21 protein-coding genes are annotated in these 23,528 nt (G+C 66.0%); 3 read left to right on the top strand and 18 right to left on the bottom strand.

Translation table 11 applies throughout. The features are described from left to right. Positions 1-22: 22 nt before the first annotated feature. From ftsX to G3I74_RS14915, 7 genes are read right to left on the bottom strand one after another with little or no spacing between them, the layout of a single operon-like run. A complete protein-coding gene (gene ftsX, locus G3I74_RS14945) occupies positions 23-967 on the bottom strand; it encodes a permease-like cell division protein FtsX (RefSeq protein WP_164212399.1) in 945 nt (314 codons plus the stop codon). Continuing rightward, positions 960-1,658 carry a cell division ATP-binding protein FtsE gene (gene ftsE, locus G3I74_RS14940; protein WP_164212398.1) on the bottom strand — a complete coding sequence of 233 codons (699 nt, stop codon included), beginning with the start codon at positions 1,656-1,658 and terminating at the stop codon, positions 960-962. Before ftsE ends, ftsX begins: the two co-directional genes overlap by 8 nt. Beyond that, positions 1,655-2,851: a type II secretion system inner membrane protein GspF gene (gene gspF / locus G3I74_RS14935; protein WP_164212397.1), complete on the bottom strand. Its 1,197-nt coding sequence runs from the start codon at positions 2,849-2,851 to the stop codon at positions 1,655-1,657. Before gspF ends, ftsE begins: the two co-directional genes overlap by 4 nt. Before the next feature lie 6 nt (positions 2,852-2,857). Then, complete coding sequence (gene gspE, locus G3I74_RS14930) at positions 2,858-4,333, bottom strand: type II secretion system ATPase GspE (protein ID WP_164212396.1); 1,476 nt, start codon at positions 4,331-4,333, stop codon at positions 2,858-2,860. After that, positions 4,323-6,245, bottom strand: a complete 1,923-nt coding sequence (gspD, locus tag G3I74_RS14925) for a type II secretion system secretin GspD (RefSeq protein WP_164212395.1) — start codon at positions 6,243-6,245, stop codon at positions 4,323-4,325. The genes gspE and gspD overlap by 11 nt, the downstream gene beginning before the upstream one ends. 29 nt (positions 6,246-6,274) lie before the next feature. Next, the gene (locus tag G3I74_RS14920; protein ID WP_164212394.1) at positions 6,275-7,144 is read right to left on the bottom strand and encodes a type II secretion system protein N; all 870 of its coding nucleotides are present in this window, start codon (positions 7,142-7,144) and stop codon (positions 6,275-6,277) included. Between the two features lie 53 nt (positions 7,145-7,197). Further along, positions 7,198-8,475 carry a DEAD/DEAH box helicase gene (locus G3I74_RS14915; protein WP_338063121.1) on the bottom strand — a complete coding sequence of 426 codons (1,278 nt, stop codon included), beginning with the start codon at positions 8,473-8,475 and terminating at the stop codon, positions 7,198-7,200. A 132-nt stretch (positions 8,476-8,607) separates the two neighbouring features. Here G3I74_RS14915 and trxA point away from each other — a divergent pair, with 132 nt between their 5' ends. The 3 genes from trxA to G3I74_RS14900 all read left to right on the top strand — a co-directional run bounded on the left by trxA (position 8,608) and on the right by G3I74_RS14900 (position 11,307). After that, positions 8,608-8,934 (top strand): thioredoxin TrxA, encoded by a 327-nt coding sequence (gene trxA / locus G3I74_RS14910; protein WP_164212393.1) that lies wholly within the window; start codon positions 8,608-8,610, stop codon positions 8,932-8,934. 273 nt (positions 8,935-9,207) lie between these two features. Next, the gene (gene rho / locus G3I74_RS14905) at positions 9,208-10,464 is read left to right on the top strand and encodes a transcription termination factor Rho (protein ID WP_164212392.1); all 1,257 of its coding nucleotides are present in this window, start codon (positions 9,208-9,210) and stop codon (positions 10,462-10,464) included. Between the two features lie 141 nt (positions 10,465-10,605). Then, positions 10,606-11,307: a response regulator transcription factor gene (locus G3I74_RS14900; protein ID WP_164212391.1), complete on the top strand. Its 702-nt coding sequence runs from the start codon at positions 10,606-10,608 to the stop codon at positions 11,305-11,307. Between the two features lie 31 nt (positions 11,308-11,338). Here G3I74_RS14900 and idi read toward each other — a convergent pair whose 3' ends face one another. From idi to G3I74_RS14845, 11 genes are all read right to left on the bottom strand, one after another. Continuing rightward, positions 11,339-11,920: an isopentenyl-diphosphate Delta-isomerase gene (gene idi, locus G3I74_RS14895; RefSeq protein WP_164212390.1), complete on the bottom strand. Its 582-nt coding sequence runs from the start codon at positions 11,918-11,920 to the stop codon at positions 11,339-11,341. Beyond that, positions 11,913-14,264, bottom strand: a complete 2,352-nt coding sequence (locus G3I74_RS14890; RefSeq protein WP_275401564.1) for a hydroxymethylglutaryl-CoA reductase, degradative — start codon at positions 14,262-14,264, stop codon at positions 11,913-11,915. The genes idi and G3I74_RS14890 overlap by 8 nt, the downstream gene beginning before the upstream one ends. Further along, complete coding sequence (locus G3I74_RS14885) at positions 14,201-15,274, bottom strand: mevalonate kinase family protein (protein ID WP_164212388.1); 1,074 nt, start codon at positions 15,272-15,274, stop codon at positions 14,201-14,203. The genes G3I74_RS14890 and G3I74_RS14885 overlap by 64 nt, the downstream gene beginning before the upstream one ends. Further along, on the bottom strand, positions 15,271-16,239 hold the full coding sequence (gene mvaD, locus G3I74_RS14880; protein WP_164212387.1) for a diphosphomevalonate decarboxylase: 969 nt from the start codon (positions 16,237-16,239) through the stop codon (positions 15,271-15,273). The genes G3I74_RS14885 and mvaD overlap by 4 nt, the downstream gene beginning before the upstream one ends. 76 nt (positions 16,240-16,315) lie before the next feature. Further along, complete coding sequence (locus G3I74_RS14875) at positions 16,316-17,647, bottom strand: sensor histidine kinase (RefSeq protein WP_203594792.1); 1,332 nt, start codon at positions 17,645-17,647, stop codon at positions 16,316-16,318. A gap of 14 nt (positions 17,648-17,661) precedes the next feature. Further along, positions 17,662-18,687, bottom strand: a complete 1,026-nt coding sequence (locus tag G3I74_RS14870) for an SAM-dependent methyltransferase (RefSeq protein ID WP_164212386.1) — start codon at positions 18,685-18,687, stop codon at positions 17,662-17,664. After that, positions 18,674-19,237, bottom strand: a complete 564-nt coding sequence (locus G3I74_RS14865) for a DUF2878 family protein (RefSeq protein WP_164212385.1) — start codon at positions 19,235-19,237, stop codon at positions 18,674-18,676. The genes G3I74_RS14870 and G3I74_RS14865 overlap by 14 nt, the downstream gene beginning before the upstream one ends. Then, a complete protein-coding gene (locus G3I74_RS14860; RefSeq protein WP_164212384.1) occupies positions 19,234-20,514 on the bottom strand; it encodes an SAM-dependent methyltransferase in 1,281 nt (426 codons plus the stop codon). Before G3I74_RS14860 ends, G3I74_RS14865 begins: the two co-directional genes overlap by 4 nt. Continuing rightward, the gene (locus G3I74_RS14855; RefSeq protein ID WP_164212383.1) at positions 20,511-21,266 is read right to left on the bottom strand and encodes a DUF1365 domain-containing protein; all 756 of its coding nucleotides are present in this window, start codon (positions 21,264-21,266) and stop codon (positions 20,511-20,513) included. The genes G3I74_RS14860 and G3I74_RS14855 overlap by 4 nt, the downstream gene beginning before the upstream one ends. Further along, the gene (locus tag G3I74_RS14850; protein ID WP_164212382.1) at positions 21,259-22,500 is read right to left on the bottom strand and encodes an FAD-dependent oxidoreductase; all 1,242 of its coding nucleotides are present in this window, start codon (positions 22,498-22,500) and stop codon (positions 21,259-21,261) included. The genes G3I74_RS14855 and G3I74_RS14850 overlap by 8 nt, the downstream gene beginning before the upstream one ends. Continuing rightward, the gene (locus G3I74_RS14845) at positions 22,497-23,417 is read right to left on the bottom strand and encodes an acyl-CoA desaturase (protein WP_164212381.1); all 921 of its coding nucleotides are present in this window, start codon (positions 23,415-23,417) and stop codon (positions 22,497-22,499) included. The genes G3I74_RS14850 and G3I74_RS14845 overlap by 4 nt, the downstream gene beginning before the upstream one ends. Positions 23,418-23,528 lie beyond the last annotated feature (111 nt).

The following is a 23,528-nucleotide window of genomic DNA, read 5'->3' as shown; positions in this document are numbered from 1 at the left end:
CGGAAGGTAAAGAGAGTAGCGCTTAGGGATCAATCCGTCGCAAATGCTGGCTGACCGCCAGCCAGGCACCCAGCAGGCCGAACAGCGCGCTGCCGCCGACCGCAGCGACAACGATAGCCGGCGCGGGTCCCAGCAAGCGGACCGGCTCGCCATAGGTCTGGCCCAGGCGGGCGACCGGCTCGGCCAGCGCCATCAGGCCGGCGGCAATCATCGCCCAGGCCAGCAGCCCCCCGAGCAGGCCGTACCAGAGTCCGGAGTAGAGAAACGGCCGACGGATGAAAGCGGCGGTCGCCCCGACCAGCGCCATGACCTCGATTTCCTCGCGCCGGTTCTGCACGTCCAGGCGAATGGTATTGCCGATCACCACGGCCACGCCGGCCGCCAGCAGCACGGCCAGCAGCCAGGCCAGCTGCCCAAGCACGTCGGTCATGGCGTCCAGCCGCTCCAGCCAGCGTAAATCGACCAGTACGCTGTCGACGCGCTCATTGGCCTGCAGGCGCTGGATCAGCGCGGCGCGGTCGGTGCCTGCGGCCAGCGTCACCTCCAGCACCCAGGGCAGCGGGTTGTCTGCCAGCAGGTCGTCGACAGGCTCGAGGCCAAGCTGCCGTGACAGTTCATCGAGGCCCTGCTGCGGGCTGATCGGATCGACCGCCAGCACGGCCGGCCAGGTACTCAGGCGTGAGGTGAGTCGGTCGACCCCCGGCTGATCGATTCCGATCTCCAGAAATACCGACAAGGTATCGAGTCGCTCCCACTGCTTGGCCGCACGCTCGATATTGTCCAGCGCAAGGTGCAGCGCCAGCGGCATGGCGATAGCGAAAGCGACCACCGCCACCGTCATCAGCGAGGCCAGCGGATAGCGCGCCAGGCTGCCGAGCGAAGACAGCAGGCTGAAGGCATGTCGCCTGGTCCAGGCGCGCACGCCGGTGGTCCCGGTCTCGCGCAGGGTGCGCCGCGCCCTAGCCATCCGAATCGCCGCTCCCCGGCCCGCCGCGCCGGCCGACGTCGTCGACGATGCGGCCGTCGTCTAGGACCAGCACGCGCTGGCCGAGCCGCTTGATCAGCTCCAGGTCGTGGCTGGCGATCAGCACCGTGACCCCGGACTGGTTGAGCTGCAAAAACGTGTCCATGAGCTCGGCCGACAGCGCCGGATCGAGGTTGCCGGTGGGCTCGTCGGCCAGCAGCACCGGCGGGCGGGCGATGATGGCCCGGGCGATGCCGACGCGCTGCTGCTCGCCGCCGGAGAGCATCGGCGGATACATCTTCTCCTTGTCCAGCAGGCCGACCTTGTCGAGCGCCGCGCGCACCCGGCGCTTGATATCGCCGAACGACACCCCGGCAATCATCAGCGGCAAGGCAACGTTGTCGAACACGCGCTTGTCGGAGAGCATGCGGTGATCCTGAAAAATCACGCCGATACGCCGGCGCAGATAGGGAATCTGGCGCCGGGCGAGCTTGCCCACGTTGCGACCCTCGAACAGCACCTGGCCGCGGCTGGGGCGCTCGAGCAGCGCGATCAGCTTGAGCAGGGTCGACTTGCCGGCCCCCGACCGCCCGGTCAGAAAAGCCATTTCGCCGCGCCCCAGTTCGAAGCTGATGTCGTTGAGCGCGTGCACGCCGCCGGGGTAGCGCTTGCTGACGTTCTGGAAGGAAATCACGCCAGCAGCTGACTCATGCTCAGTATGGGCAGCATGATGGCCAGAACGATGTAGAGCACCATCAGCCCGACCAGCAGGATCAAAAGCGGCTGCAGCACCGCCAGCAGCACGGTGGTGGCCGAGTTGAGCTCGCGCTCCTGCATGGCCGCGGCGTGCTCGAGCATGGGCGCGAGCTCACCGCTGCGCTCGCCGCCGCTGATCAGGCGCCGGGCCACCGGCGGCAGCCACGCCGAGTCCTGCAGGGCTGCCGACAGGGAAACACCCTCGCGGACCTGGGCGGCGGCGCGTTCGACGTCGGCCTGGACCACACGATTGCCGACCACCGCGGCCGAGACCTTGAGCGCCTCGACCAGCGGCACGGCGCTCGAGACCAGGATCGCCAGAGTGCGGGTGAAACTGGCGGTCTGGCGCGCCCGGATCAGGCGGCCAAGCACCGGCACCCGGAGCAGCCAGCGATCGATCACCAGGCGCGGCCCGGGGCGCCGCAGCAGCAGCACGGCAGCGACGATCAGCGCCAGCAGCACGATCAGCGCCAGCCAGCCCCAACTGGCAATGGCTTCCGACAGACCCAGCAGGCTTCGGGTCAGCAGGGGCAATTCCTGTGCGGCCTGCTCGAACACCCCGACCACGCGCGGCACGACGAAGCCGATCAGCCCCCACACCACCGCGATCGCGATCACGCTCAACAGGATCGGGTAGATCAGCGCCAGGCCCAGGCCGCGGTTCATGGCCTCGCGCTGCTCGGCGTGATCGGCCAGCCGGGCCAGCACCGCCTCGAGCTGGCCGGCGCGCTCGCCGGCCGCGATCGAGGCGGTGAACACGGGCGGGAACAGGCGCGGGTGTTCGGCCATCGCGACCGACAGGCTCTGACCCTCCATCACCCGGGCGCGAATGGCGCCAAGCTGGCGCCGGATCAGGCCGCCCTCGCTCTGCTCGATCAGTACGCTCAGGACTTCTTCCAGGGTCAGGCCGGCTTTCAGCAGGGTCGCGAGCTGGCGCAGCAGGAGGACGCGCTCGCGGCCCTGCCCGCCCAGCTGCAGGCGCGCGGCGGACTCCGCGCGCACCGCCCGCACCTCCAGTGGAATCAGGCCGCGCTCGCGCAGCTGCGAGCGCGCGGCCCGGGCGGTGTCGGCCTGGAGCACGCCGCGGGTGGACTTGTCGCCGGCCAGCGCCTGGTATTCGAACGCGCCCATGGCTGATCAGGCCGCGCGGGTCACGCGCAGCACTTCTTCCAGCGAGGTGGTGCCGGCGGTGGCCTTGCGCCAGCCGTCGTCGAGGATGGCGGGATGGAACTGGCGCGCCAGCGCCTCCAGCCGGGCCTCGGCGGCGCCGTCGTGGATCAGCGCGCGCATGGCCTCGTCGACCGCGACCAGCTCGTAGATGCCGGTGCGGCCGCGATAACCGGAGGTGCCGGCCTCGAGATCGGCCCGCGGCCGATATAGCGTGCTGTCGGGCTTGCCGGGCAGGCCCAACCGGGTCAGTTCCTCGGCGCTGATCGCATAGGCCTCGCGCTGTTCGGGATCGAGCACCCGGACCAGGCGCTGGGCGAGCACGCCGATCAGGCTGGAGGCGAGCAGGAACGGCTCGATGCCCATGTCGACCAGGCGCGTGATGGCGCCGACGGCGGTGTTGGTGTGCAGGGTCGAGAGCACCAGGTGGCCGGTCAGGCTGGCCTGGACGGCGATGCGCGCGGTCTCCAGGTCGCGGATCTCGCCGACCATGACCACGTCCGGATCCTGGCGCAGGATGGCGCGCAGGCCGCGGGCAAAGGTCAGGTCGACCTTGGGATTGACCTGGGTCTGGCCGATGCCGTCGAGGTCGTACTCGATCGGGTCTTCGACCGTCATGATGTTGCGGCTGCGGTCGTTCAAGCGCATCAGCGCGGCGTACAGCGTGGTCGACTTGCCCGAGCCGGTCGGGCCGGTGACCAGCAGGATGCCGTGCGGGCGCGCGATCATGCTTGCCACGCGGGCCTCGGTGTCGGGATCCATGCCCAGCTCGGCCAGGTCCAGGCGCCCGGCCTGCTTGTCGAGCAGGCGCAAAACCACCCGTTCGCCGTGGCTGGACGGCAGCGTCGAGACGCGCACGTCCACCGGCCGCCCGGCGATGCGCAGACTGATCCGTCCGTCCTGGGGCACGCGCTTTTCGGCGATGTCGAGGCGCGACATGACCTTGATGCGCGAGGTGATCAGGCCGGCCAGGGCCCGGGCCGGCGACATCACCTCCCGCAGCACCCCGTCGACCCGAAAACGCACCGACAGGCGCTCTTCGAACGGCTCCAAGTGGATGTCGGAGGCGCCCTCGCGCAGGGCCTGGGTGAGGATACCGTTGATCAGTCGGATGATCGGGGCGTCGTCTTCGCTTTCGAGCAGGTCGGCCGGTTCGGGCAGGTCTTCGGCCAGGCGGGCCAGGTCCATTTCCTCGCCCAGGTCTTCGGCCACCTGGGCCGCCGAGCCGTCGTCGGCCTCGTACAGACGACTGACCAGGCGGTCAAATTCGGCGCTTTCCAGGCGCTCGAGGACCACCTTCCGGTCCAGTCGCCGCCGGACTTCCTGCACAGCGGCGACGTCGACCGGCTCGCGCACCGCCAGGCGGATGCCTTCGGCGTCGTGGCCGGCCACCGCCACCCCGCGGCGACGGGCAAAACCGTAGCCGGGACGGAATTCAGCGCTCATCCGGCGGCGAGTGGAGGAAATCGGCCAGTTCGGGCAACAGCGGCATATCGTCGGGCCGCGTCAGGCCGCGCGAGCGTTCGCGCTGGTCGAGCTGGCGGTCGCGGATGCCGGTGTACTTCGAGGCGGTCAGATCATCGATCAGCGCCTGATCGTGAAGGATACGCGGGCGGATGAACACCATCAGGTCGCGCTTGACGGTGCTGGTTGAGCGATAGCGAAACAACTCGCCGATCAGCGGAATCCGGCCCAGCCCGGGCACGCTTTCCATCTGCTCCTGCAGATCGTCGCTGGTCAGGCCGCCCAGCACCAGCATGGCCCCGTCGGGGACCATGACCCGGGTCGAGAGCGTGCGCTTGTTGGTGATCAGGTCCACCGCCCCGCCGGAAGGCGCCAGCGTGGAGACCTCCTGCTCGATCTGCAACAGAATGGTGTCGCCTTCGTTGATGTGCGGGGTGACGTTGAGCTTGACCCCGATCTCTTCGCGGTTGATGGTCTGGAACGGGTTGACCTGGCCTTCGCCGGTGGCGATGCCCTGGGTCGAGAAACTGCCCGACAGAAACGGCACTTCCTGGCCAACGTTGATGCTGGCCTCGTGGTTGTCCATGGTCACGATGGAGGGCGTGGACAGGACGTTGGTGTTGGCGTCCTGGCTGAGCGCGCGCGCCAGCGCGCCAATCTCGAGCAACTCGATGCCCAGCAGGCTGGACCGACCGCTCACGTAGCCCAGGTTCAGGCCGCGGCCGGGCAGGAACAGGTTGCCGTCTTCCCCGGCCTGACCGGCCGCGGCGCTCAGGTTGAGGATGTTGTTGCCGCCGGACTGGAAGTTGGTGCCGCCGAACAGGCCGCTGTCGCCTGAGGCGAAGGCCTGCCACTGCACGCCCAGCTCGCGCGAGGTATCGACGGCGACCTCGGCGATGATCGCCTCGACCAGCACCTGGGCGCGGCGGATATCGAGCTGTTTGACCACCGATTCAATCGACCGGAAGACCGAAGGAGAGGCGCTGACGACCAGCGCGTTGGTGTCGTTATGGGCCTGGATGCGCGCCTGCTGGCCTTCTTCCGGATCCAGATCGAGGATTCCTTCAAGCACGGGCACCAGCGTGTCGGCGGTCGCATAGCGCAGGTAGATCACCTGGGTGCTGCCCTCGGTTTCCAGCGGCGTGTCGAGATGGCTGATCAGGGTGCGCAGGCGCAGCCGCCGGCTCGGATCGCCGGCCAGGATGACGGTGTTGGTGCGCTCGTCGGCCAGGGCGGTCTCGGCGCCGCCGTCGGCATAGAGCCGGTTGAGCATGCGCACGACCTCCGCGGCATCGGCATGGCTGAGCGCGATGACCTCGACTTCCTGATCGTTGGCCGCATCGAGCCTGCGCACGATCGTCTCAATTCGGCGGATATTGGCAGCACGATCAGCGATGATCAGTACATTGGAAGGCTCATGGTGGGCCATGTAGGCCGATTGCGGCAGCAGCGAGCGGAGCAGCTGGGAGGCCTCGGCGGCGCGCACGTGCTCCAGCGCCAGGATGCGAGTGACCGGTTCGTCGCCGCTCAGCTCCATCCCGTCGACCGGCACCCGCCCGTCCTGGCGGGCGTTGGCGTCGGGCAGAATGCGGGTGACGTTGTCATCGCTGACGGCGGTATAGCCATGCACCTGCAAGATGGACTGAAAAACCGCCCAGATCTCGTCGCCGGCCAGCGGCTGGGTGGAGGCGACGGTCACCCGCCCGGAGACCTGCGGGTCGATGATGATATTGCGGCCGGTCATTTCGGCCACGGCCTGAATCAGCGAGCGAATATCGGCATCGTTGAAGTTGAGGACGTGGCCGTCGTCCTCGTCGGCCAGCGCGGCCAGCGGCGCGCCCAGCGCAAACGCCAGCATGAGGTACATCAACGGGCGGGTCAGCAGTCTCGGCATGAAATTAACGGGCTCCGTCTTCGCTGGGATCATTCGATCCGGGACAGGATTTGCGCCAGGTCCGGCCGCAGGGTCATTTCCCGCCCCTGACGGCTGATGGTAATGGAGACTTCGCCGCGGCGCATCACATCGGCAAACAGGGCCTGGGCGTCTTCGCGCGAGGTCAGCGGCTGACCGTTGACCGCGGTCACAACGTCGTTGACCTGCAGTCCCAGTTCGGCAAAAAGCGTGGCGTCGCGCCCGGGCCGCACGCGAAAACCGCCGCCGGACACCGGCATGACCGAAATCTGGTCGGCCAGGCCGGCCGCCGGTGAATCCGGTGTCTGCAGCGAAGCGGCACTGATCCCGCTCGGCGCCTGAAAACCGCGAATGCCCGGTAGACTGGGCGCCTGCGACGCGCGCTCGCCCGACGACCGGGAAGCCCCGGAACGCGGCGCGCGCCCGGGCAGTTCCCGCTCCAGCGTCAGCGCCTCGCGCCGGCCGTCTCGCTCCAGCACGATCTGCAGCGGTTCGATGGCGCCCAGCCGGCTGCCGTCGGGCAACTCGTCGCCCAGGCGGTAAACCGCCTCTTGGCCGCTTTCATCGGCAACGATGGCGAAAGCGCCCTCACCGCCCGACATCAGGCCCCGCAGCTGCAAATCGGTACGGGCAGTCGCCGCGACCACCGGCAGCGCGCGCGCGGTGGCCGGCTCGCCAAACAATTCCCAGCGAAAGCCTTCCCGACCGGCCGCGGCCGGCTGGACCTGCGGCACCGGCGGAACAGGCGCGGAGCCGACCTCGGGCCCCACCAGCACCAGCCACAGCAGCTGAACCAGCTGCCAGGCAATGAACAGCCCCAGGACCAGGCTCACGAAGATCGCCAGGCGACCCGACCATTGCGGGAAATTGCGGGCAGTCACGACAGAAAACACCCCGGGCGATGACTGCGCCGAGCGTAGCACGAGAGCGGCTTTCAGCGACCGCCGCTGCGGCGACCGCGACCACCACCGCGACCGCCTCCGCCCGAGCGTCCGCCGGATTTTTTCGGGCGCCGTGGCGGACGCTCCAGTTTCGGCAGCTTATCCGGATCGTGCTGCAGCACGGGCAGCTCGATATCGATGTATTGCTCGATTTCCGGCAGATGGAAAGCGTAGTCCTCGCAGGCAAAGCTGATGGCATCGCCGCTCGCGCCCAGCCGTGCCGTACGCCCGATGCGGTGGACGTAGTCTGCGGCATCCTGCGGCAAGTCGTAGTTGATGACGTGACTGACGTCGGGAATATGCAGCCCGCGAGCGGCCACGTCGGTGGCGACCAGCACGTCGATGTCGCCTTCGCGGAAACGTTTGAGCAGTTTCTGGCGCTTGACCTGGGGGACGCTGCCGGCCAGCATCGCGGCGTTGAAGCCGTTGGCCTTGAGCGTCTCGGCGACGCGGTCGACAGCATGCCGGGTATTGGCAAAGACCATCACGTGGCCTTCTTTCATGGCCCGCAGCAGCTCGACCAGCAGCGGCAGCTTTTCGCGGTTGGCCGGGTAGTAAACCACCTGGGTGACCCGGTCGGTGGTCATCTGCTCTTCTTCGACCCGGATCGTTTCGGCGTCGTTCATGTGCTCGTAGGCCAGCTCCGTGACCTTGAGCGGGAACGTGGCCGAAAACATCAGCGTCTGGCGCTGGTCGACCGGCGGCATACGCCTGAACAGGAAGCGGATGTCGGTGATGAAGCCGAGATCGAACATGCGGTCGGCCTCGTCGAGAACGGCCACCTCGATGTGGCGCAGGTTGTAGATGTCCTGCTTGAGGTAGTCGATCAGCCGCCCCGGGGTGCCGATCAGGATATCCACCCCGTCGGCGATTTCGTCGCGCTGCTTGGTGTAGTCCACGCCGCCGTAGGCCAGCAGCGTGCGCAGCCCGGTATGCTTGCCGAGCAGTTCGGCATCGCGGTGAATCTGGATAGCCAGCTCGCGGGTCGGCGCGATGCAGATCGCGCGCGGGTTGGGACCGGGACCCTTGCTGCCCGGGCTGAGCAACTGGCGAAAGATCGCCAGCAGAAACGCGGCGGTCTTGCCGGTGCCGGTGCGCGCCTGGCCGGCCACGTCGCGGCCGCTCAGCGCCAACGGCAGGGTTCGGGCCTGGATGGGGGTGCAGGCCTCGAAGCCGGCATCGGCCAGGCCGCGCATGATGCGCTCGTCTAGATCAAAGGTATCGAACCGGATATCGGTCAACACCTGCTCAGTGCTGGGGGTATCGTTCACAAGAATTCCTGTCTACTCGAAGATTCGGTGCTGCGGAAGAACCGCAACCGACAATCAGGTTAGTATAGGCGGTCATCTGGTATCCCGCAGACGATTCATTTCTCAGATTTCATTTTCAAGGAGCCCTCAACTGTGAGCGATAACATCATTCACGTATCCGACAGCGAATTCGACGAGGCCGTACTCAAGGCCGACGGTCCTGTGCTGGTCGATTACTGGGCCGAATGGTGCGGCCCGTGCAAGATGATCGACCCCATCCTGCACGAACTGGCCGACGAGTACGGCGACAAGCTGCGCATCGCCAAGGTCAACATCGACGAGAACCAGCAGGTCACCAGCCGCTTCAAGATTCGCGGCATTCCCACCCTGATGATTTTCGAAAACGGCGAACATCAGGGAACCAAGGTGGGGGCACTGACCAAGTCCGCGCTCAAGGCCTTCGTCGACGAGACCATCTGAACCGGGCGATCCGTCAGACTCGCCGCCGTCGGCGGGCCTGACGGACCCCGGTAATCAGCACTGGACTTGCTCAGCCTTTGGTGCTAACGTTACGCGGTCGCTGGCCGCTCCCGGTCGCGACTCCCTTTAAGCAATGACGACTTGGCCCCTGCCTGCTCCTCGGGCAAGCCCCCATGCAGACTTGACGCATTGATGATTCGAACCCGGGCGTGACCGGCGGCGAGCGGCCCTGCTCGCCAACGCGTCCCGGCTCCACCGCCAGACAGCATCCCCATGAATCTGACAGAACTGAAAACAAAGAACGTCAAAGAGCTCATCGAAATGGCCGAGGAGCTCGGCATCGAAAACATGGGACGTTCGCGCAAGCAGGACGTCATCTTCGCCATCCTCAAGGCCAAGGCCAACAAGAAGGACGCGATCTACGGCGACGGCGTGCTGGAAATCCTGCAGGACGGCTTCGGCTTTCTGCGCTCGTCGGAGGCCTCCTACATGGCCGGCCCGGACGACATCTATGTCTCGCCCTCGCAGATCCGCCGCTTCAACCTGCGAACCGGGGACTATATTTCCGGCAAGATCCGCCCACCCAAACAGTCGGAACGCTACTTCGCCCTGCTCAAGGTCGAGGAACTGAATTACGACCGTCCGGAGAAGGCCAAGAACAAGATCCTGTTCGAAAACCTGACGCCGGAATTTCCGCGCGTTCAGCTCCATCTTGAACGGGGCAACGGCTCGACCGAAGACATCACCGGGCGCATCATCGACCTGATCGCTCCGATCGGCAAGGGCCAGCGCGGCCTGGTGGTCAGTCCACCCAAGGCCGGCAAGACCATGATGCTGCAGTCCATCGCCACGGCGATCCGGGCCAACAACCCGGAAACGCACATGATCATCCTGCTGATCGACGAGCGCCCCGAGGAGGTCACCGAGATGCAGCGCGGGGTCGACGCCGAGGTGATCTCGTCGACTTTCGATGAGCCGGCAACGCGCCACGTCCAGGTCGCCGACATGTGTATCGAGCGGGCCAAACGACTGGTCGAACACAAAAAAGACGTCATCATCCTGCTCGACTCCATCACCCGCCTGGCGCGCGCCTTCAACACGGTCGCGCCCTCGTCGGGCAAGGTCCTGACCGGCGGGGTTGACGCCAACGCCCTGCAGCGGCCCAAACGCTTCTTCGGGGCCGCGCGCAACATCGAGGACGGGGCGAGCCTGACCATCATCGCCACCGCGCTGGTTGATACCGGCTCGAAGATGGACGAGGTGATCTACGAAGAGTTCAAGGGCACCGGCAACATGGAAATCCACTTGAGCCGGCGCATCGCCGAGAAGCGCACCTACCCGGCCATCGACATCAACCGCTCCGGCACCCGCCGCGAAGAACTCATGGTCGGCAACGATCAGCTGCAAAAGACCTGGATTCTGCGCCGCATCCTCCAGCCCATGGACGAAGCCCAGGCCATCGAATTCATGCTCGACAAGCTCAAGGTCACCAAGACCAACGAAGAATTCTTCAATTACATGAAGCGGTAGGACGGGTTACGGGTTACGGGTTACGGGTGTGATCAACCATGCTTCTTCCGTCCACCGTAACCCGTAACCCGTATACCGTTCATCGTCCTTTCACAGCCCGCCTTCACAATTGTCAAATCGACAAGTGTGAAGGAGCGACAAATGACTGATTCAGAAGGCAATGCCACCATCCTGCTGGTGGAAGACCACAACGATCTCGCGGCCAGCATTGGCGACTATCTCGAAGCCAGCGGCTTTGCCATGGATTTCGCTGCAGACGGCGCCATTGCGCTGAACCTGCTCGACGAGAACCCCTACGACATCATCATTCTCGACCTGATGCTGCCCAAGATTGACGGCATCCGGGTGTGCGAGCGTCTGCGCGAACGCGGCGACGGCACGCCGATCCTGATGCTGACCGCCCGCGACCAGCTCGACGACAAGGTCGCCGGGTTCAATGCCGGCGCCGACGATTACCTGGTCAAGCCGTTTGAAATGGAAGAACTGGAAGTTCGCGTCCGGGCGCTCGTGCGGCGCGCGCGCGGCGAGATGTCGGACGGCGCCATGCGCGTGGGCGACCTGGTGTTTGATCCGCGCACGATGCGCGTCGAGCGTGAGGGAGAGCGGGTCAACCTGTCGCCAACCTCCATCCGCATCCTCAAGGTGTTGATGCGCGAATCACCCCGCCTGGTCAGCCGCGAACAGCTGGAGAACGAGCTGTGGGGCGACATGCTGCCCGACTCCGACACCCTGCGCTCGCACATGTACAACCTGCGCAAGGGAATTGATCGTCCCTACAAGAACAAGCTCCTGCACACCGTACAGGGCATGGGCTTCAAGCTGGCCGCACCGGAAGACGCCTGAACCGGCCACCCGCAGCGCTCGTCGAGGCCTTTCAGCTCAGGGCCTCGGCGACCGCCGCCTGATACTTTCCGCGCAGGGCTTCCCATTCCATCCGGAACCAGGGCGACAGCAGCTTGTTCGGGTCGTTCATGAGGCGGTCGACATCATCCGGCTCGACAAAGCGCCAGGCGGCCAGTTCGCTGGGGTTGGGGCTGAGCTGAAACTCCTCGACCCGGCCGACGTAGACCCAGCATAATTCGTGCTCGGATCCCAGATCCTCGTAGCCGGCCTGGTACCGAAACTTGTAGATAAAGTGCAGCGGCGTACGGACACCGAGCTCGTCGAGCAGGCGGCGCTCGGTGGCCTCGGCCATGGTTTCACCGGCGCGCGGATGCGAGCAGCAGCTGTTGGCCCAGTACAGCGGCCAGAGGCGCTTTTCGGCCGAGCGCTGCTGCATCAGCAACCTTCCCTTCTGGTCGAACAGAAAGAGCGAAAAAGCGCGGTGCAGCACGCCGTCGCCGTCGTGGCACTCGCGCTTGCTCAGAATCCCCAGCTGATTGTCGTTTTCATCGACGCGGATGAGCGCTTCGGCGTCCGAAGACACAATCCGGGCCGGCCCGGCGCGATCAGGCACCACCGACTTCCACCTCGATGGCGTGGTAGCCGGCCTCGCGGATCGCACGCGCCACCCGCGCGCTGCTGTCCGGACACAAAGCGATCACCGAACCGCCGCCCCCGCCGCCGGTCAGCTTGGCCCCGACCGCGCCATGAGTGCGCGCGATCTGGATCAGCTCCTCGAGCTCCCAGTTCGAGACCTGCATGGCGTTGAGCAGGCCCTGATTGATGTTCATGGTCTCGCCCAGGGTCTCGTAGTCCCGCTTGCCCAGGGCATCCAGGCCGACCTCGACGAGACTGTCGATTTCATCGAAAATGCGCTCGTAAAGGCCGGGATTGCGCTGCCAGGCCTCGCGCACCCGGGCCACGGTGCGCGCGGTGAGGCTCTCCACCCCGCTCATGGCGATGACCATGGGAAGCGGCTCGGTGACCTCGATGACCTGGCGCTCGAGCTGCTCGCCGGACCGATAGAGCATGAACTGGCCGTAGGTGGCCAGGGTATTGTCGAGACCGGACGGCGTGCCGTGGGCCACTTTTTCGCACTCGAAAGCCAGTTCGTTGATGCGCTCGTCGGTCAGGCCAAGGCTGAAATGCGCGTCCAGCGCCCGCAGCACCGCCACGGCCAGCGCAGCCGAACCGCCCAGCCCCATCGCCCTCGGGACGCTGGGAAAGACCTCGATGCGCATGCCGCGCCCGCTCAGGCCCAGCGCCTCGAGCACCCGCGCCAGCGAACGGGTAAACGACGGTGGACGCTTGGCGCTGAAATCCAGGCGCTGCTCGATGCTCCAGCGCGGGATGATCAGGTCGATCCCCTCGCGCGTGTCCTCGATCCGGGCCTGGATGGCCAGCGGAATCGGCGCCGCGATCGCCCGGCGGCCGTAGACCACCGAATGTTCGCCGAGCAGGATGATCTTGCCGTGACCGGCGCCCAGGGTTTCGCCCTCGAGCACCTCTTCATCGCGCCGACCTGCGGTCGGTTCGGCCTGCAGGCGGACGCTGCGAATAATCTCCTCGGCTTTCCAGATCTTGATTTCTCCGGAGGCGATCAGGCGCTCGACCACGGTATCGAACAGCTCCGGTGGGGTCCCGGCGGCGGTGGCCACGCTGCGCGCGTGCAGCGTCATGTGGCCCTGCTGGATGCCTTCGGTGACCAGGGCGCGCAGCGCCGAGAAGGTCTGGGCCAGGCCGACCGCGCCCATCACCTCGGCCAGCTCGCGCGCGCTGTCGACGCTGAGCATGCGCAGGTTGAGCGCCACCGTTGGATTGGTCTGCAGCGGACCGCCGACCGTGCCGACCTTGATCGGCAGCTCCAGCTCGCCCAGCAGGTCGCCATTGTCGGCCTTGTGCCAGCGCGTCAGCGCGGTGTAGCGACCGCCGCGGGCAGCGTAAGCGTGGGCCCCGGCCTCGATCGCGCGCCAGTCGTTACCGGTCGCCAAGGCCACGGCGTCGATGCCGTTCATGATGCCCTTGTTGTGGGTCGCGGCCCGATAGGGATCGACCCGGGCAAAGTCGTTGGCGACGATGATGCCGTCGCGGACCTGCTCGCCGTCAAAACCCTTGCCGGTCAGCGCCGCAACCGGGATTCTCACCCGGGCCCGGACCAGCGCCCGATCGGCCAGGTTGGACAGAATGCGCAGAAAGACCCGCCCCTCGCTGATCGCCTCGATCAGGGAAGCGACGCCTTCGCACATCGTGTTGACCAGATTGGCCCCCATGGCATCGCGCGTGTCGACCAGCAGGTGCACCACCACCATGTCGCCGCCGGGACCCTCGGAAGGATGAACGAACACCTCGAGGTCGCGCGCACCACCGCCGCGGGCTATCATCTTGGGATGCAGGCTGTTGGCGAGATTGAGAATCTCATGCTTGCGCTGCAGTAGGGCAGCCTTGGCCCGGGCCGGGTTGGCCACGTCGACGATCTGGACCTGACCGATCAGCAGGGGCTCGTCGCTGTCCACCTCGAAACCGCCGCTGTCGCGCGCCAGTTTGGCCGCCGAACTCAGCGCTGCAACGATGGAGGGTTCCTCGACCACCAGCGGAACCACGAACTCCTTGCCGTTGATCAGGAAGTTCAGCCCCAGACCGACCGGCAGACCCATCACGCCGATGACGTTTTCGATCATCTTGTCGGCAAGATCCACCGACAGCGTATGGCGCCCCGACTGCAGGTTCTGATAGTCGTCAGCGCCGATCAGTCCGCGTTCGCGAACCTTTCGCACCCGCTCGGGCACCGACATCTTGTAAAACTGCGGAATCCTGGATTTTTCCATGCGTGCAGACTCTGTTTTCGATTTCCGGATCAGGCGGGGCTGGTCTCTATCTGCAGCCCCCGTGATGCCGGGCCCAGTTCCAGCCGGGGCCAACCGCGCGAGGCCAGCGACCGGCAGGCCTGTTCCAGCGCCGCTTCCTCGGTACCCGCCAGCATCGCCAGATCACCCCCGCCAGCCCCGCAAGGCTTGCAGGCCAGACCATGTGTTGCGGCAGTCCGGGCGATCTCGACGAGCGGGGCGCTGACCACGGGCAAACCCGCCAGGTCGCCAATTCTACCCATCAGCCGTCCATAGTTATTGATACAGGTCATAAGACCGGCCGCATCGTCGCTGCGCACGGCATCCAGTCCCGCCCGGCAAGCGCTTTCCAGCGACTGGCTCATCTGGGCCGCCTGGCCCGGCGAGGCAGCGCGCCAGCGCGCGTATCGCGCCAGGAAATCCGGGGTCGAGGCCGCCTCGCCGGTCCACACAAAAGCCAGCTTCAGGGCGCCGGGCAAAACAACCGGCTCGGCATGGGCGCCCGCCGGGTCGAGCTGGTACCGGCAGACCCCACCGTGGAGGCTGGCCGCCAGGTCGATGCCGCTGGCCCTGCCGTCCTGCCCGGCCCGGTACGGCGCCAGCAGTTGCTGTTCCAGGCGCGCCACGACTGCAGCCCGCGACATGACCGCACCCAGGGCTTCCAGCGCCCCGGCCAGGGCCACGGTCATCGCCGCACTCGAGCCGAGACCCAGCTTCACCGGGCCCGCTTTCCGCTGCTGGTACAACTCGCCGGTATCGATCCGGATGCGCAGGCCGCCGCCTGCCGGTAATCGGGCGGCATGGCGGGGGACCAGCCATTCAAGCAGGAGGCGGGCGCGCTGAAAAACAGCTTGCTCCACATCGGCTCCGCGCCAGAGGATTTCGCCGTTTTCGGCCACGCGGAAGCCGATCGGCGCCAGGCCCAGCTGCGGCACTTCGATCCAGCTGTCCGGACTCTCACAGGGTGCCAGCCGCACCCGGGCCCTGCGATCGACCGCCATGACCAGCGCGGGCGCGCCCTCAAGCACGGCGTACTCGCCGAGCAGCACCGCCTTGCCCGGTGCCGACGCCATGATCGTGGTCATGATTCGACCAGACGCGCACCCGGACCCAATCCCGAGCGCAGCACCTGTTCAACGCCCGCAATCGAGGCCAGCGAAGCAGCCACCCGATCGGCCTGCCCGGGCAGGCAGACGGCCTTGACCTGGGGGCCGGCATCAACGGTGAAGAAGACCCCGACACCCTGGTCGCGCAACTCGCGAACCCGCCGCAGACAGGCCACCGTGGCCGCATTCCAGTACAACAGGCCCGGCTGCGCGGCCAGCGCCGAGGCGTGCATCTTGAGGGCGCTGTGCTCACTGACCTCAGCCAGTTCATCGAAGTCGCGATCGGCAACCGCACGGCGCGCGCGCTCCAGGTCGGCCGACACCGATGCCACCCAGGCCGGGTAGTACGGTGAGGTGGCCATGGTCCGGTTCATCCCCGCGCGCGAGGACACCGCCTTGGGTCCGGCATCGGTGATGGCGACGACCACCTCCAGAGGCCAATATCCTGCCTCCTCGAGCCCCTCGACCCGGCAATCGCTGCCGTCTTCGGCGACACCGGCGTGCAGCTGGCAAAAGCCGCCAAACAGCGAACGCGACGCCGAGCCGGAGCCTCGGCGGGCGATGGCCGCAAGGTCCCCGGATCCCATCTGCGGACAGAAGATTGCCGCCGCCGCCACCACCAGAGCGGCATGGCCGGAAGCCGACGAGGCCAGACCCGCGCCGGTGGGAAAGTTGTTGCGGCTGACCACGCGACAGCGCGGCCCGCCGGCCGGTCGCAGCAGGTCGAGCACGGCCGCTACCGGCCTTGGATCAGCGCTTCGGCCGTCCAATTCGAAACGATCGGCGTCCAGTCCTTGATCGACTTCGATCCGGGTGACGGTCTCCAGATCGGCCAGGGTGATCGACAGCGAGCCTGCTGCAGGCAGGTTGAGGCGCGGATCACGCTTGCCCCAGTACTTGACCAGGGCGATGTTGGCGCCGGCGCGGGCGGTTGCGGTGTTCAAGGTCTGACGACGGGCAGCGGAGAAGACTTGCCGGGCATGATAATCCACCGGGCAGACAAGAACCCGGCCATAGAACTCAGTCCTTGCGCTCGCCGAACGGGCGAAAGCGTGCGCGCGGGAAATCGATGCGGATTTCGGTGCCCACACCCATCTCGCTTTCGGCTGACAGGTCCCAGCCGAACCGCTTGCACAGGCGCCGGACGATGGCCAGACCGAGACCGTAGCCCTCGTTGCTGCGATCGTGTCCGCGGTAGAAGGGCTCGAACATGTGCTCCAGGTCGGCTTCGCACATTCCGCAGCCGGTGTCGCGCACGACCACCCCGCGCCGATCGATCAACACATCCACCCGCCCCTGCTCGGTATAGGTCATGGCGTTGCGCAACAGGTTGGTGAACACGATGGCCAGCACCCGCTCGGGCGCATCGACCTCGAGCAGGCCGCGGGCCTGGATACCCGTTTCTATATCGTCCTTGCCGAGCGCCGTGGACAGCTGATCGAGCAGTTCGCTCAACATGTCGTTGAGCACCAGCGACGAGGACGACAGCTTGGACTCGCTTTCGCGCGCCAGCAGCAGCAGTGTCTCGACCAGCGACTCCATGTCGGCCACGGTCCGGCTCATGCGCTCGATCACGGCCTGGCGTCGGTCCGGGTCATCAAAGCGCGCCAGCAGGTTGATATTGGCCTTGATCACCGCCAGCGGGGTGCGCAGCTCGTGGCTGGCGTTGCGAGTGAAATTGCGTTCGCGCTGAATGAACAGTTCCAGACGGCTGATGAACTGGTTGATGGCGTTGACCAGCGCCAGGGTTTCGGTATCGCCGGTTTCGGCAAACTCCTCGACATCGAACTTCTGGAAATGCCCGGCGCGAAAGTCATAGTTGCGCACGGCATCGGACAGCTTGACCACCGTCGAGACCGCACGCCGCGACATGATGTAGCCGACCCAGGTCAGAATGTAGATCAGCAGCAGCACGCCGGTCAGCGGTGCGATCCCGAAGTAAAACGCCAAAGCCGAGACCTGGACTTCGTCGAAGACCAGAAACAGGCGATCCTCGCCCCGCTGGCTGACGTGGATGACCGGCTCCGAGCCCGGCGCCTCTTCGATGCGGCCGAAACCCGGCTCGCGGTCGCGCAGCCAGGCCGGCACCGCGGAGTCATCCGACCCGCGGGCAAGATACCCTCGCAGGTTGTTGGTGTTGGGCAGCGGAAAATCCGGATCTTCCGCGTGATGGACCCAGAAATGCTCGGCCTCGCCAATCAGCGCTTCTCGCACCAGCACGTTCTCGACAACCAGCGCGGCGGCGTAGACGCCGGCCACGGTGGCCACGCTGATGGCCAGAATCTGCAGGATGAACACCCGGACCAGCTTGGTGTCCAGGTTCCCCTTCAGCAGACGATTGAGCGCACCCAAGGCGTCAGCGTCCTCTAGCGACGCCGGAAACGATAGTGGGCCACCAGCCAGGCATTGCCGTCATCGAAGGCAAACAGCTCCTCGCAGGCCATGAAGAACATGCGCCAGCGCTGCTGCCAGCGTTCAGCCTCATCGCCGTAGGCTGAGCGCATGACATCGGCCACCTCGGCCCGGCGTCGGTCCATGTTGTCCAGCCAGGCGCGGGCGGTGCGCGCATAGTGGTGGCCGGAATAAAGCTTGCGGCTCTCCAGCGCCAGGTCGTCCTGGAAATGCAGCAGGGTATCGGCGGCCGGCATCAGGCCACCGGTGAAAAAATATCGCCCCATCCAGTTGCCCTCGCCTTCGGTCTCGAAGGGATAAAGCAGGTAGCGGTGGCAAAAAATATGCACAAACAGCTTGCCCTCGGGCCGCAGCCAGCCGGCAATGCGTTTCATCAGCTCGCGGTAGTTGCGCACGTGCTCGAACATCTCCACCGAGACCACGCGATCGAAGCGCTCATCCAGCTTGAGCGTGTTGACGTCCCGGGTCAGGACCTCGACGTTGTGCAGACCCAGCTCCAGCGCCCGGGCCTCGATATGCGCGCGCTGCGAGGCCGAATTCGAGACCGCGGTAATCTGGCTTTCGGGATACTCGGCGGCCATCCACAGCGTCAGCGAGCCCCAGCCGCAGCCCAGCTCGAGAATACGCTGGCCGTCGGCCAGCTCGGCGTGGCGGCAGGTCGCGGCCAGCATGGCTTCTTCGGCCGAATCCGGGTCGTTGACCCCGTCCGGCCAGTAGCCGCTGGAGTACTTCAGGCGCTCGCCCAGGGCCAGCTGGTAGAAGGCCGCCGGCACCTCGTAGTGCTGCTCGTTGGCGGCCTCGGTCTCTATCGCCACGGCCGACTCGCGCAGCTCCTCGATCAGGGCCTGGGCGCGCTGCGAGCGCTGCATGGGATTGCGGTCGAACTCCTGCGCCAGCCGATTTCGCAGAAGTCGCCGGATGCCCATACGGACTGTCCAGTCGGGCAATCGGCCGGATTCGGCCAGATCAATCGGTTTCATTCACAATCATTCCTTCAGGGGGCGCTGCCGGCCGGCTGGCCCGGTCATCCCGCGCCAGCCAGAACAACAGCGGCAGCACAATGGCCCAGCTCAGCCCGGTGGTCAGGATCACCTGCCAGGCCGGCGCCAGCCACTCTACCGCACCGAAGCGCGAACCGGCAAAATAAGACATCGGCGAGCCCACCCCGCCGGCGATGGCCAGGATCCACAGGCGGTTTTTGAACGCGGCCATGGAGTGGTTGATGACCAGCGCGACCGAGACCCACAGCAGCATGATCCACATCGGCGCGAACTGCGAGGACGGCCAGGGCATCGCGAACTCCAGCAAGCCCAGCTGGATCCAGGCCGTGTCGAGCACGAACCCCAGACCGAGACAGACGCCGATCATGCGCAGGTCCAGCGGGTGCCGGTTGTGCCGGTTCAGCTGCCACAACACCAGGGCACCGACCACCAGCAGACCGGTCCAGAACACACCGTTTGCCGCACCGATCACGCACGCCGGCCAGGCCAGCTGAAACAGGCCCTGGTTGACCAGAAAAGCCCTGGTCACAGGCGACCGCCCGTCAGGCCGCAATCGGATGACGGACGAAAACCGGGCGCTGCCAGCAGCAGGTGCACATCGCTGATCGCGCGTTCGCGAAACCCGCCCTCGCAGTAGGCCAGGTAATAGCGCCAACGACGCCGGAAGGTTTCATCGAAACCCATGGCCGCCAGCTGGTCCCAGGCGGCCTCGAAGCGCTCGCGCCAGGCCTTGAGCGTCAGCGCGTAGCTGCCCCCGAAATCGGCCAGTTCCACCAGGCCCAGCCGGGTCGAACGAGCCATGGACGCCGTGATCGCGCTTACCGAAGGGATGAAGCTGCCGGGGAAGACGTAGCGCTTGATGAAATCGACCGTGGTCAGCGATTTTGCGTAGCGGAAATCCTCAATGGTAATCGCCTGGATCAGGGCCAGCCCGTCGGACTTCAGACGCTGCTCTATGGTGGCCAGGTAGGTGTCGAGATACTGGTGGCCGACGGCTTCGATCATCTCAACCGAGACCACGCGATCAAAGCGCCCGTCGAGGTCGCGGTAGTCCTTCTGCAGCAAGGTAACCCGATCGTCGAGGCCGGCTTCGGCCACGCGCGCTTGCGCGTAGTCGAACTGTTCGCGCGAGATCGTGGTTGTCGTGACCCTGCAGCCGGTGGTCTGGGCGGCGTGGATGGCCAGCCCGCCCCATCCGGTGCCGATTTCGAGCAAGTGATGCTCGGGCCCCAACCCAAGGCGCTGGCAAATCCGGTCCAGCTTGGCCAACTGAGCCGTCTCCAGGCTGTCTTCGGCACTCTGGTACAGCGCGCTGGAGTACATCATGCGTTCATCCAGCCAGGCGGCGAAGAAGTCGTTGCCCAGATCGTAGTGGGCGGCGATGTTGCGTCGACTGCCCTGCAGGCTGTTGCGGTTGAAGCCGTGCCAGAGCTTCATCACCGCCCCGCTCAGGCGCGCGCCGCCGCCATCGATGGCGGTCAGCGCATCGCGGTTGCGCGCCAGGATACGGATCACGCCGACCAGGTCGGGGCTGTCCCAGAGCCCGGCCATGTAGGCCTCGGCCGCACCCAGGCCGCCGCCGGTGGCCAGCATTCTCCAGAAGCGCTGATCGTGCACCTCGATGGTCGCGCTGTCGGCCCCCGGCCGGCCCAGCCGCACCTCGCCCAGTCGATCGCGGATCACCAGCTGGCCCTCGCGCAGATGGTTCAGACGACCCACCACGCGTTCTCTGAGCCAAGCATCCAGACCGCGTCGCGGACGACGCCGTTGCATGTCCAGGCGGACCGCTTTTTCGTTGGCACTCATGTCGATTTCGCCTGTTTGTCAGGATGGGGGAAAAACGGAATCCGTCGAAGCCACAGCCGCAGGGCCTGCCAGTAGATCGCGCCGAGAACTTTCAGCGTTAGCAGCGGGTAGGCCAATGGCATGCGCCTCATCGCGCGGCGATCCAGCGGCGCCAGGCTCAACTTCATTCCGGCCGCGAAGCATTCTGTGTCGCCGTCCATCACCAGCATGTGAACAGCCACCGAGTCCGGTTCGATCCTGAAGCGCCAGTCGTAGTCGAGCTCCATGGGCAGAAACGGCGAGACGTGGAACGCCTTGGCAAAGCAGAAGCGGTAGTCGGGGCCTGGCTGCTCGCGCGCATCCAGCACGTAGGCATGGCGCTGGCCCCACGGGGTGTTGTGCACTTCGGCAACGATGAACTGCAGCCGCTCCTCGTCATCCAGGCACAGGTAGAAGCTGACCGGGTTGAAGCACACCCCCCACTGGCGCAAGTGGGTCAGCACGAACACCCGGCCGGCCGGGCGCAAACCCGCGACCTGCTCAATTCGGTCGCGCACCGCCTCGGCCACGGATCGCTCCGGCGGCCCGATATAGTCGCTGCGGCGAAAAGTGACCAGGTTGGCCTTCTCGCGCGACCACCAGCGCGAACGGGCACACAGGTCGTCGATCTGTTCGACGTCGAACAGGCTGTAGTAAAGCCGGTAGACAAAGCGATGGGACCTGGGTGTGGCTCGACGGTGCCAGACGCGGCCCGTCGCCACGGCGTTATCCATGCCGGTGTTCCAGATCATCGACGACCCGGCGGGCGCTGCGGGCACCGTCCTCGTGGAAGCCCCAGCCCCACCAGGCGCCGCAGAACCAGGTCCGACGGCCGCCGTTGATGTCCGACCAGCGCTGCTGGGCCTGGATCGCTTCCGGGGTAAACACCGGATGCTGGTACTGGCGCCGGACCAGGATACGGTGGGGATCGATCTGTTCGGTCTGGTTGAGCGAGACGATGTAATCGGTCGGACCGTCGATATTCTGCAGGCGGTTCATGTAGTAAGACACCCGGCAGCAGGTCTCGTCGGCGCCATCGCGGCGCACGTTCCAGGCCGCGCGCGCGGCCGGCAGATGCGGCAGCAGGCGGGTATCGGTATGCAGCACGGTTTCGTTGGGCTGGTAGCCGATCGCCCCGAGGATGTCGCGCTCGGCCGTGCTGGCGTCGGCGAGCATCGCCAGCGCCTGGTCGGAGTGACAGGCCAGGATGACCCCGTCGGCCTGCAGTTCGTCCGTGTCGGTCACAATGCGGACCTGGTCGGCACTGCGGTGGATGGTCCGGACCGCGGCCCCGGTCTGGAAGTTCGCTGCACACTCGGCTGCCTTGGCGACATAGCTCCGGCTGCCGCCGCTGACCGTACGCCAGGTCGGTCGTCCGGCCAGCTGGAGCATGTTGTGGTTGTCCATGAACTGCAGCAGGTGCTTCATCGGAAACTCGGTCACCCGGCCCATCGGCGCCGACCACAGCGCCGAGGCCATGGGGAGCAGGTGCTGCTCGCGAAACATCGATCCCAGCCCGCTGTGTTCCAGCCACTGGCCCAGCGTGATGCGCTCGTCGAGGCTGGCCAGCAGCGCCGGGGCGCGGCGGTAGAAGCGTACGATATCGCTGAACATGCCCCAGAAAGCGGGGCTAGCCAGGTTACGGCGCTGGCAGAACAGGCGGTTCAGGCTGGTGGCGTTGTACTCCAGCCCACTGACCTGGTCGGAGACGGCGAAACTCATGTCCGAGTCTTCCCAGGCGACGTTCATTGCCTCGAACCAGCGCGTGAGCAGCGGGTAATGGTGCTCGTTGAAAACGATGAAACCGGTGTCGATGAAGCGCTCGCGATCGCCTTCGACAACGCGCTGGGTGTCGGCGTGGCCGCCCAGTCGGCCCTCGGCCTCGAGCACGATGACCTCATGCTTTCGGCTCAGATGCCAGGCAGCGTAGAGGCCGGCCACGCCGGCCCCGACGATGACCAGCCTCACGTTGCTGCCCGAATGCGCCGGGCCTGGCGTATCTTTTGCGGCACCGGCTTGAGATCCCAGACCAGGCCGAACCAGCTCATCGCCTTGAGCACGTAGAAACTCAGATCAATCTCCCACCAGTAAAAACCCTGGCGCGCCGAACCCGGATAGTGATGGTGGTTGTTGTGCCAGCCTTCGCCAAGGGTCAGCAGCGCCAGCCAGAAATTGTTGCGGCTGTCGTCGCGGGTGGCGTAGCGTCGCCGGCCCCAGACGTGGGCCAGTGAATTGATGGTCAGCGTTGCATGAATCAGGACCACCGTGGAAATGAAATAGCCCCAGACCAGCAGCTGCCAGCCACTGGTCTCGAGTCCGGGCGCGACCACATTCAGGATCCATCCGAGCGCGAACCAGAACACCGCGTACGCCACGGGCACCGCCAGCGCAAAGCGATCCAGCCAGCGCAGCTCCGGGTATTTCACCAGGTCAGGAATGCGGGCTTCGTCGGTGGTGAAATGCTGCCGGCTTAAAAACCATCCCATGTGGCTCCACAGGAAGCCGTGCCGCGGCGAGTGCGGATCGGATTCCTGGTCAGCGCTTCGATGATGCTCGCGGTGATGCGAGGCCCACCACAGCGGCCCGCGCTGGGTAGCGGCCGCCCCGATCAGGGCGAAAACGAACTGCGCCGGGCGCGAGGTCCGAAACGCCCGATGGGCGAAGTAGCGATGGTAGAACGCCGTGATCGCAAACATCCGCACCAGGTAGCTGACCACGAAGGCCGCGACGGCCACCCAGGACACGCCGACCCAGATGACCGCCAGGCACGCCAGGTGCAGGGCAAGAAAGGGCAGGATTCGAAGCCAGTCGATCGAACGCTGGTCGCGATCGTCGGGCACGGCATAACGGGAAGCATCTATCCAGGTCAGCAGCGTTTGTTTCAAGCGAGTTTCCGGAGCGCAGGGGAATGGACCGGCGCAATGGTAGCCGCGCGGCCAATGAATGCACCGTGAAATTGAATACCTGTTTCGTTCACTGCCGCGTGATGATGGCTG

It is taken from the genome of Wenzhouxiangella limi, assembly GCF_010499265.1.
Taxonomy (GTDB): Bacteria; Pseudomonadota; Gammaproteobacteria; order Xanthomonadales; family Wenzhouxiangellaceae; genus Wenzhouxiangella; species Wenzhouxiangella limi.
This window is presented reverse-complemented; position numbering and strand designations above follow the sequence as displayed.

Coding starts and splice junctions, on each gene's coding strand:
- ftsX (WP_164212399.1), bottom strand. CDS start 967: ATGGCTAGGGCGCGGCGCACCCTGCGCGAGACCGGGACCACCGGCGTG.
- gspF (WP_164212397.1), bottom strand. CDS start 2,851: ATGGGCGCGTTCGAATACCAGGCGCTGGCCGGCGACAAGTCCACCCGC.
- gspE (WP_164212396.1), bottom strand. CDS start 4,333: ATGAGCGCTGAATTCCGTCCCGGCTACGGTTTTGCCCGTCGCCGCGGG.
- gspD (WP_164212395.1), bottom strand. CDS start 6,245: ATGCCGAGACTGCTGACCCGCCCGTTGATGTACCTCATGCTGGCGTTT.
- rho (WP_164212392.1), top strand. CDS start 9,208: ATGAATCTGACAGAACTGAAAACAAAGAACGTCAAAGAGCTCATCGAA.
- G3I74_RS14900 (WP_164212391.1), top strand. CDS start 10,606: ATGACTGATTCAGAAGGCAATGCCACCATCCTGCTGGTGGAAGACCAC.
- G3I74_RS14885 (WP_164212388.1), bottom strand. CDS start 15,274: ATGACCACGATCATGGCGTCGGCACCGGGCAAGGCGGTGCTGCTCGGC.
- G3I74_RS14870 (WP_164212386.1), bottom strand. CDS start 18,687: ATGAAACCGATTGATCTGGCCGAATCCGGCCGATTGCCCGACTGGACA.
- G3I74_RS14860 (WP_164212384.1), bottom strand. CDS start 20,514: ATGAGTGCCAACGAAAAAGCGGTCCGCCTGGACATGCAACGGCGTCGT.
- G3I74_RS14855 (WP_164212383.1), bottom strand. CDS start 21,266: ATGGATAACGCCGTGGCGACGGGCCGCGTCTGGCACCGTCGAGCCACA.